Source organism: Curtobacterium sp. TC1 (assembly GCF_019844075.1).
Taxonomy (GTDB): Bacteria; Actinomycetota; Actinomycetes; order Actinomycetales; family Microbacteriaceae; genus Curtobacterium.
Genome location: NZ_CP081964.1, coordinates 3376561 through 3392284 on the forward strand (window position 1 = coordinate 3376561; position 15724 = coordinate 3392284).

Genomic DNA, 15724 nt, shown 5'->3' on the forward strand with positions numbered 1-15724 from the left:
CTGCGGCGACGTCAGATCGACGTCTGCAACTGCTGCGTCCAAAATGCATCCAATCCTGAGTTGACCGCCGACACGTCGTCAGGGGTCCCGAAGAGTTCGAATCTGTAGAGAAGGGGGACGTTGCACTTCCGTGCGATGACGTCCCCTGCCAGGCCGTAGGCCTCGCCGAAGTTCGTGTTGCCACCGACGACCACACCGCGGATGAGCGAGCGGTTGTGCGCGTCGTTGAGGAACTTGATGACCTGCTTGGGGACCGCACCCTCGCCGTTGCCGCCACCGTAGGTGGGCAGGAACAGGACGTAGGGCTCGTCCACGTGGAGGAAGGGTTCGCTCGGGTAGAGCGGGATCCGGTCCGCGTCGCGGCCGAGCTTCTCGACGAAGCGTGCGGTGTACCCGGACACGCTCGAGAAGTAGACCAATCGGCTCATGGTGCGCTCCTGTGGTGAAGGTGCGGAACAGGCGGACCGGAGGGTGTCCTGCGGGCGGTGATCCGGGCCTCCTGAGCGGGTCCGGGTGACCGCCCACAGGACGGGAGGCGACTACGCCAGTTCGGCGCTGAGCGTCGCGATCTTGTCGGGGCGGAAGCCCGACCAGTGATCGTCGTCCGTGACGACGACGGGGGCCTGCATGTAGCCGAGGCTCTTGACGTGCTCGAGCGCTGCTTCGTCCGTGGAGACGTCGTGCACTTCGTACTCGATGCCCTTGTTGTCGAGGGCCCGGTACGTCGCGGTGCACTGGACGCAGGACGGCTTGGTGTAGACGGTGACGGCCATGTTCTCCCCTGGTTTCTACTGATCTCTCACGTGCTGTGGAGGTGGTGCTGATGTCTGTCCGCAGTCGTGTCCGGGAGGGGCCGCTGCGATGTCTCCACACTACATCTAGTGGCTAGCCGCGGCACCGACCACAAGAGGAAGTGTTACAGCCATGTAGTTCTCCACAACGTCCTCCACAGTCTGTGGATTCCCGGGAGGCCCGAGTTTCCGCCAGTCTCCGCCCGACCACCGACACTTCCCCACACCGGTGGACAGCCACGATCCACATGTGTGGAATCAGCGTGTCGGCGTGTCGCGATCCACACCTCCCCCGGACGGGTGACACCCCGTTCCGTCCGGTCCGTACACTCGTCTCGTGAGCACGTACGGCCCCCTCCTGAAGACCCCCGGCGTGGGTCGTGTCATCGCTGCACAGCTCACCGCACGCTTCCCGTTCGGGATGCTCTCGCTGGCCTACCTGCTGCACGTCGAGCACGTCTTCCACTCCTACGGCGCCGCCGGTCTGGTGCTCGCGACGACGAGTGTCGGGCAGGCGCTCGCGGGCCCGCTCACCAGCCGTTGGATGGGCAGCTGGGGCATGCGCCCCGTCCTCATCCTGACGAGCATCGTCGCGCTCGTGAGCATGGGCGTCATCGGGTTCGTCCTCATGCCGCTCTGGGGCTACGTGGTGGTCGGGTTCCTCGGCGGCCTCGCGGTCCCGCCCGTGCAGCCGGCGGTGCGCACCATCTACCCCAAGATGGTGACCTCGTCGCAGCTCACCCCGTTGTTCTCCCTCGACGCCAGCGCCCAGGAACTCATCTGGGTCGCCGGCCCGGTCATCACCACGTTCGTCGCGACCCAGATCGGGACGGTCGAGGCGATCGTCGTCGCCATGGTCTTCCTCGTGGTCGGCGGCACGTGGTTCATCGCCTCCCCCGAGCTCGGCCGCGTCCGCATCCCCCGCTCGAAGCGCGGGTTCGGCGTGGTCCTGAAGCGCCCGTCGGTCGTCGTCGCCACCCTGACCGGTCTGCTGCTCATCGGGGCGTGCGCCGCGGTCGAGGCCAGCGTCACCAGCGTCTTCGGCGAGGGCAGCCCGAACGCCGGGATCGTCCTGGCCGTCTTCGCGGTCGGGTCGCTGTTCGGTGGCCTGGCGTTCGGCCACCGTCCGATCTCCCCCAACACCCTGTGGACGCGCATGGCCATCGTGTTCGTCGGTCTCGCACTCGCCCTGGGCGGCACGAACTTCTGGTGGCTCTGCCTCGCCCTCGTCATCGCAGGCATCGGCATCGCCCCGGCCCTCGCGGTGATGTTCGGCTCGGTGTCCGCCACGGTCAAGTTCTCCGACACGGCCGAGGCCTACGGCTGGATGGGCACCGGCCAGCTCATCGGTGCCGCCGGCGGTTCCGCCGTCGCCGGCTTCCTGATCGACAGCAGCGGTCCGATCGGCGGCTTCACGGTCGGTGCGGTCATGGCCGGGGTGGGCGTCGTCGTCGCGCTCGGGGCCAAGCGCTGGCTGCCCGACCTGCGCGGCCGTGACGCCAGCCCCATCCCCGACACCGAGCCGGTGGTCCTGCCGACCTGAGCGCGCGGCGGGGGCGGGCGGGCGCTTTCGGGCGTACTTTGTCGAAACGGGCGTACCTGGTCGGAAGTTCTGACCAGGTACGCCCGATTGCGTTTGCGATCGCGGCCTGTATGGGAAGGAACGTGCTTCCCACGAGCGGGTCGCGTTCTCCACAGATGGCCGGGAGGCCCGGCGCGCGCCCGCCACGCACCGGCAGGATGGGTGCATGGTCAGTTCACTTCCCCTCCGCGACGGCGCCGCGATCCCCGCGATCGGGTTCGGCGTCTACAAGGTCGACGACACCGAGGCCGAGACGGCGGTCGGTCTCGCGCTCGACGCCGGCTACCGCCATGTCGACACGGCCGAGATGTACGGCAACGAGACCGGCGTCGGCAAGGCGATCCGGGCCTCCGGGCTCGACCGTGACGACGTCTTCGTGACGACCAAGGTGTGGAACGACCACCAGGGGCGCGACGCGACCCTGCGGGCGTTCGACGGCAGCCTCGAGCGGCTGGGGCTCGACGCGGTCGACCTGTACCTGATCCACTGGCCGGCCGCGGCGAACGACCGCTACGTCGAGACCTGGCGGGCGCTGGTCGAACTGCGCGACTCCGGTCGGGCACGGAGCATCGGGGTCTCGAACTTCCAAGTGCCGCACCTGCAGCGACTCATCAACGAGACGGGCGAGGTCCCGGCGCTGAACCAGGTCGAGCGGCACCCGTGGCTCCCCCAGCGTGAGCTGATCGAGTTCCACCAGCAGCACGACATCGTCACCGGAGCCTGGTCGCCGCTCGGTCGCGGCCGGCTGATCGACGAACCGGTCCTCACCGGCATCGCGGACGCCCACGGGGTGAGCGTCGCGCAGATCCTCGTCCGGTGGAACGCGCAGCAGGGTGTCGTGGTGCTGCCGAAGTCGGTGACGCCCTCGCGGATCCGGTCGAACCTCGATGTCGACGGCTTCGTGCTCAGCGACGACGAGCTCGCGGCGATCGCGACGCTCGAGTCCGGGCAGCGGACGGGCTCGCACCCCGACTCGGTGTCGTAGCCGATCTAGCCCCGACGGTCCGCTTCTGACTGCCACGGCAGGTGCAGGTCACCGGGCTCGGGTTCGACGTCACCGGCATCGTCCGCGCCACCGGTGCCCGGTGCGGCGATGACCTTCGACGGATCGATGCCGTCCGCACGCAGGTCGGCGTCGTCGCGCTGCTTCGTCTGCGACGCGTCCATCTCGCGCTCGCTCGACGGGCTGTACGCGGTGTCGGCCGCCCGCTGCTCGCGCTCGCTGACCCCGTCGACGTCGTCGCTGTGTGCGGCGTCACGCAGGGCGTCGGTGCGTGCACGATCGTCGGACGGCTCGGGGCCGGGGACCTGGGGGATGCTGTCGCTCATGCCCCGGACGGTAGTCCGTGTGCCCCGAGTGACAGTTCGGTCACGACGGTCGGTCGTGCTCGATCCCGGCGGTACGCTCACCGACGTGGGGGAACGATGACACGGAAGCGAACCGCGGCGAGCGCGGTCGTCGGCACGGCACTGGTGGGGCTGCTCCTCACGGGGTGCACGGCGTTCGGCGGGGACGACTCCTTGCCGAAGCCGACCCGACAGGCGGCCGAGCGCACGGCGGAGCCGATCCCCGATCCGACGCTCACGACCGAACAGGTCGACGACGACCCGGACGAGGTCGAGCAGGTCCTGCCCACGGGCACGGTCGCTGCGGAGACCGACGTCACGTCCCCGAGCGGCGACACGAGCATCCACGTCCGTATCGTTGCGAACGACCAGGGCACCTTCGACGCACAGTTGTCCGGCTACCGCACGACCAACCCGCAGCCGATGAGCCTGCAGTTCCGCCACCGGACCGCCAGCCCGCTCGACGGCGACGACAGCTCGGTGCGCGACACGGTCGAGTGGGACGCCAGCGCCGGTCCACCGATCTCGTTCACGATGGGCCAGTCAGGCCCGCTCCCCGACTACTTGCGCAGTGTCGTGCTCGTCCCCGCCTCGGTCACGGACGAAGACCCGTCGAAACGCCCGTGGGTCGGATCGGTGCTGGCCGTCGGTGCTCTGGATTGGAAGATCCCGAACCCCTACCCGGACCTGCGCATCACCGTGGGCAAGGACCGGCCGGGGGCGTACGGCATCGTCACGGACGCTGACGGTCGTCCGGCGGACTACCTGGTGGCGCACGGCGACGAGCTGACCACGGTCGCGCAGCGGTTCGGCATCACGCCGGCCGAGGTGCAGTGGCTCAACCCGTACATGGAGACCCGCGCCGACGACTGGTTGCTCGAGGGCAGCACGCTGAACCTCGACCCTGCGCGCCGCTGACCTCGGCGCGGACGGAACTCGACCGTCCGTTACGCTCGACGGGCACCAGCCCCGACCAGGAGGTCCCCTCGTGACGATCGTCGCCGCAGCAGACGGCTCAGCCCTCGGCAACCCCGGCCCCGCCGGCTGGGCCTGGTACGTCGACGACGACCGCTGGGCCGCCGGTGGCTGGCCCCGGGCAACGAACAACATCGGCGAACTCACGGCCGTCCTGCAGTTGCTCCGCGCGACGAAGGACACCGGCGAGCCGCTGCACATCCTGTGCGACAGCCAGTACGCCATCAAGGCCTGCACCGAGTGGCTCGCTGGGTGGAAGCGGAAGAACTGGCGCAAGGCAGACGGCAAGCCGGTCATGAACGTCGAGATCATCAAGGAACTCGACGCCGAACTGCAGGGCCGCAAGGTCACGTTCGAGTGGGTCCGCGGGCACGTCGGCCACGAGATGAACGAGGCCGCCGACGTCCGCGCCCGTGGTGCCGCCACCGCGTACCAGAACCACACCGACGTGCCGCACGGTCCGGGCTGGCCCGGCGCCGAGGTCCCGGAGCCGTCCGCACTGCCCGAGGCAACCCCGCCCGCCACGCTCTTCTGACCCGGCCGCGCCGGGCCGGTGGCCGAGTCTCGGCCTGAGCGACTGATCTCGCGGCCGCTCGCCCGAGAACCGTCGCTCACCACGAGTCTCGCGGCAGCGCGCACGAGTCTCGAGCCAGCGCGTCCGCCCTCGGTCAGCCTGGGTCTGGGAGACCCAGGAACACCGAGGCACTGGCCCGCGTCCGACCCCGAGACGATGCTGGACGCATGGAGAACACCGAACACGTCCTGGTCACCGGCGGCTCCGGCTTCATCGCCGGCCACCTGATCCTGCAGCTGCTCGACGCCGGGCACCGCGTCCGCACCACGATCCGGTCCCTCGAGCGTGAACCCGCGGTCCGTGCGGTCCTCGCCGAAGCCGGCCTGACCGCCGACGACCGGCTGGAGTTCGTCGCCGCCGACCTGAGGTCCGATGACGGATGGGCTCAGGCGGTCGCGGACATCGACGTCGTGCACCACGTCGCCTCGCCGGTGATGCCCGGCCACGTCGAGGACGAGGACTCTGTGATCCGCCCGGCGGTGGAGGGGACACTGCGGGTGCTGCGCGCCGCACACGCGGCCGGAGTCGATCGCGTCGTGCTGACCTCGGCCTTCCACGCGGTCAGCTGGGGCCACCCGCACTCCGACCACGTGTTCACCGAGGCCGACTGGACGGTGCTCGACGGGCCCGGGGTCGATGCCTACGGCACGAGCAAGACCCTTGCCGAACGCGCCGCCTGGGACTTCGTCGCGTCCGAGCCCGGTGCGCCGGAGCTCGTCACGACGATGCCGGTCGCGGTGATGGGTCCGGCGATGGGGCACGCGGTGTCCGGTGCGAACCACATCCTGCAGTCCATGCTCTCCGGGGCGATGCCCGCGACCCCGCGGCTGTTCATCCCCATCGTCGACGTCCGTGACGTCGCCGCGGCGCACGTCACCGCGACGACCGAACCGGACGCGGCGAGCAAGCGGTTCCTGCTCTCGAACGGTCCGGCGCTCGAGATGGCCGAGATCGCCGCCACCCTGCGCGAGCACCTCGGTGACGACGCCCGGGCGGTCCCGACGCAGACACTGCCCGACGACGACGTGCGGACCGCGGCCGAGACCCAGCCGCAGTTCCGTGCGATGGTGCCCGACCTCGGCTCCGCCAAGCGCACCTCGAACGAGCGAGCCCGTACCGTGCTCGGCTGGACACCTCGTGATCCCCACCAGGCGATCGTGGCGGCGGCCCGGAGCCTGGTGGCGAAGGGCCTCGTCGGTCGCTAGGAGTCGGCCAGCGTATATAGTGGCTTGTATAAACCGGAGGTGCTCATGGCAGTGACGACGATCGACCTCGATCAGCGGGTCCTCGAGGACGCGAAGCAACTCACCGGAGCACGCTCGAACAGAGAGGTCGTCCAGCGCGCGCTCGAGACACTCATCGCTGTGCGACGGCAGCCTGCGGCGGTCGAGCGGATCATCGCCCGGGACTTCGCCGCAGACCCGACGGCCGCGGACGAACTGCACCCCTGATGGCGACGTACATCGTCGACAACTCGGTCTGGTGGAAAGCGCGCCGTTCCCCGGCGATCGCTCAGCGCCTGCGGGAGATCGCGACTCAGGACCTCATCCTGACGTGCCCTCCGCAGGTACTCGAGTACTGCCACTCAGCGCAGTCCAGCTCCGACCACGACGACCATCGCGACGACATGGCGGCGTTCCTCGAAGCGTCGACCCACCCTGATGTGACGGCGGTGACGAGTATCCAGAACGCACTGTGGCGCAACGGACACGTGCGCGGCGCCGGGCCGGTCGACGTCCACATCGCCGCGTACGCCGTCTGCAACGGGGCGACGGTTCTGAGCTCCGACCGTGACTACGAGCACATCGCATCGGCTGTCGCTGAGTTCCGGCACGAATACCTCCCGGAGCACTGAACGCACTCCTGCCCCACGGGGATCAGACCGCCCGCTCCCACAACGCCACCGTGCTCTCGAGCCCGTCGTACCGGTACGGCTTCCGCTCCCCCGTCGGTGCGTACCCGAGCGCCCGCCAGAACGGCTCGGCACCGGCCGCGTTCGTCGCCACGATCCCCAGTCGCAGTCGGTCGGCGCCGGCGTCGGCTGCCATGGACACGACGGCCTCGTGCAGGACCCGGCCGAGGCCGGAACCCTGCCGATCGCCACGGACGACGAGCAGTCCGACGTACGCCGTGGTCGGTGCCGGGTACCCGAGCAGGACGTCTGCGAACGCCACGAGCGCGTCGCCGTCCCACAGCCCGATGCCGTGCTTGCCCGCCGGGTCGAAGCCGTCCGGCACCGACACCAGCGCGCTCAGTCCGTCGGACGGCCCAGGCGGGTACCCCGTGGTCCGCTCGGCGTAGTCCGGCACGGTCTCGAGCAGCGCCTGCAACGCGTCGACGTCATCAGCGCCGAGCGCGCGCACGCCGACTGGACCAGCACCGCCCGGCATCAGTCCACGTCCACGTCGGTCCACCCGTCGAACCGTCCGATCTCGGTGACCCGGACGACGGCCTCACCGGCTTCGTCCGAGGCGTCGAGGTCGATCGTCGCCGAGAACCCGAAGTCCTTGTCGCCCGACGGGTCCGCGAAGATCTGCCGTGCACGCCACACGCGCGACGCACCCGCAGCCCCCGTCGCCCCGGCACCCGTTGTTCCCGTCTGGTCGAGCACCAGGTACGACATCGACCGGGCGTCGGCGTCGGTGCGGATCTCGTCGTGCGACTCGTAGTACTCCTCGAGCACCGCGTCCCACGCGTCCCCGTCGAACCCGGCAGCCGCGTCGAGCGCCCCGAGGCCGTCGACGTCGTCCCGCGCGGCGAGCAGCACCCGCTGGAACAGCGCGTTCCGCACGAGCACCGTGAAGGCGCGCACGTTACCGGTGAGCCGTGCGGGCTGCGGCGGCGCGATCTCCTGCTCCTCGGCCAGGGCGAGGAGGACGTCACCGTTGAGCAGTGCCTCCCACTCGTCGACGAGCGAGGAGTCAGTCTGCCGGACGACCTCGCCGAGCCACTCGATCAGGTCGTCGAGCTCCGGGTTCCGCTGCTCCTCGGTGATGGTCTGCCGCATGGTGCGGTAGGCGTCGGACAGGTACCGGAGCACGAGCCCCTCGGAGCGGGTGAGCTGGTAGAACCGCACGAAGTCGCCGAAGGTCATCGCGCGCTCGTACATGTCGCGGACGACGGCCTTCGGCGAGAGCTGGAAGTCGAGGACCCAGGGCTGTTCAGCCGCGTACGCCTCGTACGCCGCCTCCAACAGCTCGGACAGCGGGCGAGGCCAGGTGACCTCCTCGAGCAGCTCCATCCGCTCCTCGTACTCGATGCCCTCCCGCTTCATGCGGGCGACCTCCTCACCGCGCTCCTTGAACTGCTGCTGCGACAGGATCGCGCGCGGGTCGTCGAGGGTGGCTTCGACGATCGAGACCATGTCCAGCGCGTAGGTGGGAGACGAAGGATCGAGCAGTTCGAACGCGGCGAGCGCGAACGGCGACAGCGGCTGGTTGAGGGCGAAGTTCGACTGCAGGTCGCCGGTGAGACGGTACGTGACCGGAGGCCCCGGCACCCGCTCGATGACCTGCGCGTTGATCAGCGTCCGGGCGATGACGAGTGCGCGCCGGGCCATCGCGAGCTGACGGGAGCGGGGTTCGTGGTTGTCGAACACCAGCGACCGGACCTCGTCGAACGCCGAACCGCCGCGGGCCACCACCGACAGCACCATCGCGTGCGTGATCCGCATCCGCGACACCATCGGTTCCGGTTCGGCGCCGATGAGCCGGTCGAACGAGGCCTGCCCCCAGGACACGAAGCCCTCTGGCGCCTTCTTCCGCTTGATCTTGCTCTTCTTCTTCTGGTCGTCCCCGGCCTTGGCGACGGCGCGGGCGTTCTCGATGTCGTGCTCGGGGGCTTCGGCGACGACGTCGCCCTCGGTGTCGTACCCGGCGCGTCCGGCACGGCCCGCGATCTGGTGGAACTCGCGCGCGGACAGCTGGCGCATCTTGGTGCCGTCGAACTTCGTCAGCCCGGTGAACAGCACGGATCGGATCGGCACGTTGATCCCGACGCCCAGGGTGTCGGTGCCGCAGATGACGGGCAGCAGCCCGCGTTGTGCGAGCTGTTCGACGAGCCGTCGGTACTTCGGCAGCATGCCGGCGTGGTGCACGCCGATGCCGGCGCGGATCAGGCGGGACAGGGTCTGTCCGAACCCGGCGCTGAATCGGAAGCCCGCGATCGCTTCCGCGATCTGGTCTCGACGCGCCCGATCAGCGACCTTCGCCGACATCAGTGACTGCGCCCGTTCGAGTGCTGCGGCCTGGGCGAAGTGCACGATGTAGATCGGTGCCTTGCCCTCCTCCAGCAGTCGTTCGACGGTCTCCTGCACGGGCGTCATCACGTACTCGTACTCGAGCGGCACCGGTCGGCTGACACCGGTCACGCGGGCGGTGGGTCGGCCGGTGCGTCGGGACAGGTCGTCGGCGATGGTGGTGACGTCACCGAGGGTGGCCGACATGAGCAGGAACTGCGCGCGCTCGAGCACGAGCAGCGGCACCTGCCACGCCCAGCCGCGGTCGGGGTCGCCGTAGAAGTGGAACTCGTCCATCACCACGACGTCGACGTCGGCGTCCGGGCCTTCGCGCAGGGCCAGGTTCGCCAGGATCTCGGCGGTGCAGCAGACGATGGGTGCGTCGCCGTTCACGCTGGAGTCGCCGGTGACCATGCCGACGTTCTGCGCACCGAACAGTTCGACGAGCTGGAAGAACTTCTCGGAGACGAGCGCCTTGATCGGTGCCGTGTAGTAGCTCCGCTTGCCCTCGGCGAGCGCGGCGAAGTGCGCGCCGGCCGCGACGAGCGACTTGCCGGTGCCGGTGGGGGTGCTCAGCACGACGTTCGCGCCGGAGACGAGCTCGATGACCGCTTCGTCCTGCGCCGGGTACAGCGGCCGTCCGCCCGCTTCCGCCCAGGCCGCGAAGGCCTCGTAGACCTCGTCGGGGTCGACGACGCCGTCCACCGCCGCCGGGATCGCGGCGACGAGCGGGGGCACGGTGGTGGCGTCGGTCATGCGCCCATCCTCCCAGGCTGCGGTGACGAGGTGGTCGGGACGGACGACCGGGAGGCCCGGCTCCATACGCGCGCATAGACTCGCGTCATGCGCGAACTCGGCTTCCTCACCTTCGTCCCGAACCACGGCGGCACGGAGGGTGCGGTGAGCGCCCTCGAGGACGGCCTCCGGCTGTTCGAGACGGCCGAGTCCCTGGGCTACGGCACGGGCTGGGTCCGCGGTCGCCACTTCGAGCCGTTCCTGACGAGCCCGATGACCTTCTTCGCCGCCGCGGCCCAGCGCACGAGCACCATCGCCTTCGGCACCGCGGTGCTCGGCATGCGGTACGAGGACCCGGTGCGGCTCGCCGAGGACGCCAGCACCGTCGACCTGCTGAGCGGTGGGCGCGTGCAGCTCGGCATCAGCACGGGCATCGCCGGGTACAGGCCGATCCTCGACCCGGTGTTCGGCGCCGTCGACCGTCCGTTCCGCGACGAGGCCGAGGCCCGCGCGGCCCGCCTGCTCGAGGTCCTGCAGGGCGAGCCCCTCGGCAGCGCGGGCAAGGGGTACGAGAGCATCCCGGCGGGCGCCGACCTCGCCCTGCAGCCGATCAGCCCCGGTCTGCGCGATCGTGTCTGGTGGGGCGGCGGCAGCATGGGCACCGCGGTGCGCACGGCCGAGAAGGGGCTGCTCCTGCACTGCTCGACCCTGAACACCGAGGACACCGGTGCTCCCTTCGCCGAGGCGCAGGCCGACCAGATCGCCGCCTACCGCGAGCGGTTCACCGAGTTGCACGGCGACACCGGCCGCACGTCGAAGGTCGCGGTCGGCCGCATCGTGGTCCCGCTGCTCGACGACCACGACCGCGCGGTGCACGAGGAGTTCCTGACCGGGTACGCCGCCGGCATGGACGACGAGGGCCGGCCGCTCTCCGGTCCCCCGTTCCGGTTCAGCAAGGTCCTGTCCGGCGAGCCGTCCGCCATCGTCGACGCGCTGCTCGCCGATCCCGCTGTCACCGCGACGGACGAGCTGGTGATCACCCTGCCGGCGAACGGGGACGTGGTCGCCCACGAGCGGATCCTGCGCATCGTCGCCGAGGAGATCGCACCAGCACTGCGGGCCTGAGGACGGATCAGGACATCCGGCGGGCTCAGATCGGATCGGTGAGTCCCGAGAGCCCTGCCGGATGACCATCTCGTCCCTGATCCGCACGGGATGGTGGCACCATCGTTCCACCTACCGAGCGGTTTGTCACACCGAGATGGACCCTCGGGCGAAGAAAGTTGATCATCCTTCATCCGTTTTGCCCGGATCGCACGAAGTCCGTCAACCGGTTCGCCGAACCGACGACCGATCGGGCGCGGATCCGGCCCGGAACGGACGAATGCGCCCCCGCGCGGACGCGGGGACGCATTCTGGACGCACCGGGGTAGCTGGGGCATCGTCAGCCGGATCAGGAGGCTGAGTCGCACAACCAGCGACCCCGTAGTCGGTGCGTGCGCCGACGGTAACCAGCCGACTGGCGCACATCGATGGTACTCAACAGGCGTCGTCGATGCGCGGAAACCGGACGAATCCGCTCACTCCAGTTCGAGGGCCGCGGTTCCGGACTCGTCGGTGACCGATGACCCGACGTGCAGCGTGAAGGCGCCGGACTCGTACTGCCAGGCCCCGTCCCAGTGCGCGAACGCCCGGGCCGGTACCTCGATCGAGACCTCGGTCGACTCCCCCGCTCCGAGGCGGACCGGGGCGAACCCGACGAGCCACCGCACCGGGCGGTCCACGGCAGAGGACTCCCTCGAGGCGTAGACCTGCACGACGTGCTTGCCGGCGCGAGCACCGGTGTTCGCGACCGTCGCGGTGACGATGACCGCATCCCCCTCGGACACGGTCGGGGTCGCGGCCACCCCGTCGATCGTCCACGAGGTGTAGCCGAGGCCGTGCCCGAACGGGTACGCGGGCTCGGTACCGGCACGGAGCCAGGCGCGGTACCCGATGTGGACACCCTCGTCGTACGACACCTCGCCGTCGACGGGGGTCACGTCCAGCACGGGTACGTCGGCCATCGCGACCGGCCACGTGGTGGGCAGTCGGCCGCCGGGCTCCTGGGCGCCGGTGAGCACGTCGGCGAGTGCGTTGCCGTACTCCTGACCGCCGAACCAGGTGAGCAGGACCGCGGCGACGTCGTTCCGCCACGGCATCTCGACGGGCGAGCCGGCGTTCACGACGACGACCGTGTTCGGGTTCGCCGCGGCGACGGCGCGGACCAGGTCGTCCTGGTGGCCGGGCAGCGCGAGCGACGAGCGGTCGTAGCCCTCGGACTCGACCTTCGAGTTCGTGCCGACGACCACCACGGCGACGTCTGCGGATCGGGCCACGGACACCGCCGCGTCGATCAGCACGGACGGGTCCTCGTCGCTGGGCTCGGTGCCGAACTGGTACGCGAGCACCCCGCCGAGGGTCTCGTCCTGGATGACGTCGTACTCGATGCGGATCGCGACGTCCTGCCCGGCGGTCACCTCGACGGGCACCGACCGTGCCGGTGGGTTGAGGAACGCCGCACCGAGCTGGTCACCCTCGAACGGCACGTCCTCGTCGAGCAGCAGCTCGCCGTCGATCCACATGCGCGACCGGCCGGCCGCGCCGATGCCGATCCGCACGGTGCCGGTGGACGGCGCGGTGTAGGTCGTGGTGATGTCGAGCCGGTCGGCTTCACGCGTGGGGGCGTCGCCGCCGAACCAGAACAGCGCGGTGGCGCGGCGGTCCTCGACGTACAGCTCCTCGCCGCCCTTCACGAAGGCGACGCGGGCGCCGGGCTCGCCGGTGCCGGGGTTCGTGATGGTGGACAGCGGGAACTCCGCGATGCCCTCCTGCACGACGGCACCGATCGCGTAGTCCACTGTGGCACCCGGGAACGCCGAACGGATCCCGTCGAGCGGCGAGACGACCTGCGACGGCACGACCGTGGCCGAGCCACCGCCCTGCGTGCGGGCCTGATCGGCGTTGTGGCCGATGACGGCGATGCGCGAGACGGCCGGCGCGTCGAGCGGCAGCACGCCGGTGTTGCGGACGAGGACGGTGCCCTCGGCCTCGGCTTCGCGGACGAACGCGACGCCGTCCTCGACGTGCACGGGCTGCGCGGCCACGGGCTCGAAGCCCTCGAGCGCGCCGACGCGGGCGGCGAGGGTGAGGATGCGGCGGACCTTGCGGTCGATTGCCTCGATCGGCACGTCGCCGGACTGCACGGCGGCGAGCAGCGGCCCCTCGCTCCACCACTGGTTCGGTCCGGGCATCGCGACGTCCTGCGACGCCTTCGCCGAGTCGACCGAGCGCACGCCGGTCCAGTCGGACACGACGATGCCGTCGAAGCCCCACTCCGAGTTCAAGGGGGTCTCGAGCAGGTCGTGCTCCGACGCGGTGACGCCGTTGATCGAGTTGTACGACGACATGATCGCCCAGGCGTGCGCCTCGGTCACGGCCTTCTCGAACGCGAGCAGGTACAGCTCGCGCAGGGCTCGGTCGGACACCTCGGTCGACGCCGTGAAGCGGTCGGTCTCGTAGTCGTTCGCGATGTAGTGCTTCGGGGTGGCGGCGACACCGTTCTCCTGCACGCCGTCGACGTAGGACGCAGCCAGGTCGCCGGTCAGGACGGGGTCCTCGCTGAACGCCTCGAAGTGACGACCGCCGAGCGGTGAGCGGTGCAGGTTGATGGTCGGGCCGAGCACGACGTCGACGCCCTTGCGGCGGGCCTCGACGGCTGCTGCGGCGCCGTAGCGCTTGGCGATCGCGCGGTCCCACGACGCCGACAGCGCGGTCGCCGAGGGCAGGTTCAGCGACGGGTCGCGCTCGTCCCAGACCTCGCCCCGGACACCGGAGGGGCCGTCCGACATCAGGATGCGGCGCAGCCCGATCTTCTCGATCGGCCAGGTGGTCCAGAAGTCGCGCCCGGTCAGGAGCTGCACCTTCTCGTCGGTCGTCAGCTGTTCGACGAGCGCGCCGATGCGCTCAGCGAGGGGCGAGGGCGTACTGGAGGCTCGGGTCACGTCGTCGACGGTAGTCACGGTGATCGGTCCTTTCGTTCAGAGCCGGAACAGGTGGTCAGCGCACGCCGCGGATGCGGGACACCGAGGCGATCCCGAGCAGACCGACGACGGCACCGGTGATGAAGAATCCGCTGTACCCGCCGGTCAGGGCGATGACGCCCGGAGCCGCCGCGGGCACGATCGACTGGGGCAGGGCCTGCGCGATGTTGACGACGCCGAGGTCCTTCGCGTTGTCCTCGTCGGACGGCAGCACGTCGGTGATGAGCGCGAGGTCGACGGCGTAGAAGACGCCCATACCGGCACCCATCACGAACTCGCCCACCAGGACCATGCCCAGGGACGGCGCGAGCGCGATGATGACGAGCCCGACGACGCCGACGATGCCGGCGACCGCGACGAACAGCTTGCGGCGTCCGAGCTTGTCCGACAGCCAGCCGGCGATGAGCGAGGTGAGCACGATGCCGACGACGTTCCACAGCGTGCCCTGGAACACCGCGTTCGCGACGTGGTCACTGTCCACGCCGATGTCGTCCCGCAGGAAGTACGTCAGGTAGCTCACCGCGGTGTACTGCGCGGCGACCATCAGGAAGCGGGTGAGCCAGGCCCATCCGAGGTCCGGGTGCTTCACGGGGTTGAAGACGAACGATCCGAAGAGCTGCCCGATGCCGAGCTTCGACGTCGGCCGGTTGGTGAGCACGCGGTCGCGGAACACCAGCGCGTAGAGCACGACGAGGATCGACCCGATCGCGCCGGGGATGATCATCTGCGTCGCCGAGGTCGAGAAGAGCTGCACGAGGAAGGTGCCGCCGACGAGCGCGAGGTTCTGGGCGAGCCCGAGCAGCGCCGCGACCCGGCCGCGCTGCGACCGCGTGACGTGGTCCGGCAGGACGGCCGTCAGGGCGGCGATCGTGGCGTTGTAGGCGATCTGCGTGACGCCCCACGCGATGACCAGCACGACGGTGGAGGTGGTCGTCGCGACGACCACGAGGCCCGCGAAGCCGACCACGGTGCCACCGATGATCCACGGACGACGCATGCCGAGCCTCCCGGCCGTCCGATCGCTGAAGCGACCCGCCAGGGGGTTGGCGACCATCGCGGCGAACGCGCCGACGCCGAGTGCCAGACCGAGGACGCCCGCCTGGTTGTCCGGCGCGATCTCGGCGACCTTCAGCGCCATGGCGACCAGCACCGGTGGCAACAGGGCGATGTACAGGCCGAGCATCGCGATCGGCATGCCGAGCGTGTACATGAGCGGGGCCCCTCGGCCGTGCGTGGGCGCGACGGCGGTCGGGGTGTCGCTGACTGTCAGGGCGTCTTTGGCCACTGCAACCTCTTCTCGGGTGCGCCACCTGCGTCGGTGACTCGCACGCCTTCGTCGGCGGCTCGTGCCACCGTAACACCAAAACCAAACCTGGCTAGGTTTTAGGGGTGCACTCCGAG

General features: G+C 70.0%; 15 protein-coding genes. 8 read left to right on the forward strand and 7 right to left on the reverse strand.

Going from position 1 to position 15724, the window contains the following annotated elements; all coding sequences use genetic code 11:
• Positions 1 to 11: 11 nt before the first annotated feature.
• Both nrdI and nrdH read right to left on the reverse strand, forming a co-directional pair.
• Entirely contained in the window at positions 12 to 428 is a 417-nt protein-coding gene (nrdI, locus tag KZI27_RS17175) for a class Ib ribonucleoside-diphosphate reductase assembly flavoprotein NrdI (protein WP_071291227.1), read from the reverse strand.
• Between the two features lie 111 nt (positions 429 to 539).
• The gene (gene nrdH / locus KZI27_RS17180; RefSeq protein WP_017886897.1) at positions 540 to 773 is read right to left on the reverse strand and encodes a glutaredoxin-like protein NrdH; all 234 of its coding nucleotides are present in this window, start codon (positions 771 to 773) and stop codon (positions 540 to 542) included.
• A 355-nt stretch (positions 774 to 1128) separates the two neighbouring features.
• On the opposite strand from nrdH, the gene KZI27_RS17185 reads away from it, so the two are divergent.
• Together KZI27_RS17185 and KZI27_RS17190 are read left to right on the forward strand one after the other, a co-directional pair.
• Positions 1129 to 2334, forward strand: a complete 1206-nt coding sequence (locus KZI27_RS17185) for an MFS transporter (RefSeq protein ID WP_222658572.1) — start codon at positions 1129 to 1131, stop codon at positions 2332 to 2334.
• A 205-nt stretch (positions 2335 to 2539) separates the two neighbouring features.
• Complete coding sequence (locus KZI27_RS17190; RefSeq protein ID WP_222658573.1) at positions 2540 to 3358, forward strand: aldo/keto reductase; 819 nt, start codon at positions 2540 to 2542, stop codon at positions 3356 to 3358.
• 5 nt (positions 3359 to 3363) lie between these two features.
• On the opposite strand, the gene KZI27_RS17195 is transcribed toward KZI27_RS17190, so the two are convergent.
• Positions 3364 to 3702, reverse strand: a complete 339-nt coding sequence (locus tag KZI27_RS17195; RefSeq protein ID WP_222658574.1) for a hypothetical protein — start codon at positions 3700 to 3702, stop codon at positions 3364 to 3366.
• Between the two features lie 96 nt (positions 3703 to 3798).
• On the opposite strand from KZI27_RS17195, the gene KZI27_RS17200 reads away from it, so the two are divergent.
• From KZI27_RS17200 to KZI27_RS17220, 5 genes are all read left to right on the forward strand, one after another.
• A complete protein-coding gene (locus KZI27_RS17200; RefSeq protein ID WP_222658575.1) occupies positions 3799 to 4638 on the forward strand; it encodes a LysM peptidoglycan-binding domain-containing protein in 840 nt (279 codons plus the stop codon).
• 70 nt (positions 4639 to 4708) lie between these two features.
• Positions 4709 to 5230, forward strand: a complete 522-nt coding sequence (locus KZI27_RS17205) for a ribonuclease H (protein ID WP_222658576.1) — start codon at positions 4709 to 4711, stop codon at positions 5228 to 5230.
• 206 nt (positions 5231 to 5436) lie between these two features.
• On the forward strand, positions 5437 to 6474 hold the full coding sequence (locus KZI27_RS17210; protein WP_222658577.1) for an NAD-dependent epimerase/dehydratase family protein: 1038 nt from the start codon (positions 5437 to 5439) through the stop codon (positions 6472 to 6474).
• A 45-nt stretch (positions 6475 to 6519) separates the two neighbouring features.
• Positions 6520 to 6720, forward strand: coding sequence for a type II toxin-antitoxin system VapB family antitoxin (locus KZI27_RS17215; protein WP_123314341.1), 201 nt, complete (start codon positions 6520 to 6522; stop codon positions 6718 to 6720).
• Positions 6720 to 7124 carry a PIN domain-containing protein gene (locus KZI27_RS17220; protein ID WP_222658578.1) on the forward strand — a complete coding sequence of 135 codons (405 nt, stop codon included), beginning with the start codon at positions 6720 to 6722 and terminating at the stop codon, positions 7122 to 7124. Before KZI27_RS17215 ends, KZI27_RS17220 begins: the two co-directional genes overlap by 1 nt.
• A 22-nt stretch (positions 7125 to 7146) precedes the next feature.
• Here KZI27_RS17220 and KZI27_RS17225 read toward each other — a convergent pair whose 3' ends face one another.
• Positions 7147 to 7632 carry a GNAT family N-acetyltransferase gene (locus KZI27_RS17225; RefSeq protein WP_410004010.1) on the reverse strand — a complete coding sequence of 162 codons (486 nt, stop codon included), beginning with the start codon at positions 7630 to 7632 and terminating at the stop codon, positions 7147 to 7149.
• A gap of 26 nt (positions 7633 to 7658) precedes the next feature.
• The gene (locus KZI27_RS17230; RefSeq protein ID WP_222658580.1) at positions 7659 to 10262 is read right to left on the reverse strand and encodes a DEAD/DEAH box helicase; all 2604 of its coding nucleotides are present in this window, start codon (positions 10260 to 10262) and stop codon (positions 7659 to 7661) included.
• Positions 10263 to 10349: 87 nt separating this feature from the next.
• Here KZI27_RS17230 and KZI27_RS17235 point away from each other — a divergent pair, with 87 nt between their 5' ends.
• On the forward strand, positions 10350 to 11366 hold the full coding sequence (locus tag KZI27_RS17235) for an LLM class flavin-dependent oxidoreductase (protein WP_222658581.1): 1017 nt from the start codon (positions 10350 to 10352) through the stop codon (positions 11364 to 11366).
• Positions 11367 to 11821: 455 nt separating this feature from the next.
• Here the strand turns inward: KZI27_RS17235 and KZI27_RS17240 are convergent, their stop codons facing one another.
• Both KZI27_RS17240 and KZI27_RS17245 read right to left on the reverse strand, forming a co-directional pair.
• Positions 11822 to 14284 carry a glycoside hydrolase family 3 protein gene (locus KZI27_RS17240; protein WP_261783954.1) on the reverse strand — a complete coding sequence of 821 codons (2463 nt, stop codon included), beginning with the start codon at positions 14282 to 14284 and terminating at the stop codon, positions 11822 to 11824.
• A gap of 55 nt (positions 14285 to 14339) precedes the next feature.
• Entirely contained in the window at positions 14340 to 15608 is a 1269-nt protein-coding gene (locus KZI27_RS17245) for an MFS transporter (RefSeq protein WP_261783955.1), read from the reverse strand.
• Positions 15609 to 15724: the final 116 nt, after the last annotated feature.

Coding starts and splice junctions, on each gene's coding strand:
- nrdI (WP_071291227.1), bottom strand. CDS start 428: ATGAGCCGATTGGTCTACTTCTCGAGCGTGTCCGGGTACACCGCACGC.
- nrdH (WP_017886897.1), bottom strand. CDS start 773: ATGGCCGTCACCGTCTACACCAAGCCGTCCTGCGTCCAGTGCACCGCG.
- KZI27_RS17195 (WP_222658574.1), bottom strand. CDS start 3,702: ATGAGCGACAGCATCCCCCAGGTCCCCGGCCCCGAGCCGTCCGACGAT.
- KZI27_RS17200 (WP_222658575.1), top strand. CDS start 3,799: ATGACACGGAAGCGAACCGCGGCGAGCGCGGTCGTCGGCACGGCACTG.
- KZI27_RS17210 (WP_222658577.1), top strand. CDS start 5,437: ATGGAGAACACCGAACACGTCCTGGTCACCGGCGGCTCCGGCTTCATC.
- KZI27_RS17220 (WP_222658578.1), top strand. CDS start 6,720: ATGGCGACGTACATCGTCGACAACTCGGTCTGGTGGAAAGCGCGCCGT.
- KZI27_RS17230 (WP_222658580.1), bottom strand. CDS start 10,262: ATGACCGACGCCACCACCGTGCCCCCGCTCGTCGCCGCGATCCCGGCG.
- KZI27_RS17215 (WP_123314341.1), top strand. CDS start 6,520: ATGGCAGTGACGACGATCGACCTCGATCAGCGGGTCCTCGAGGACGCG.
- KZI27_RS17235 (WP_222658581.1), top strand. CDS start 10,350: ATGCGCGAACTCGGCTTCCTCACCTTCGTCCCGAACCACGGCGGCACG.
- KZI27_RS17190 (WP_222658573.1), top strand. CDS start 2,540: ATGGTCAGTTCACTTCCCCTCCGCGACGGCGCCGCGATCCCCGCGATC.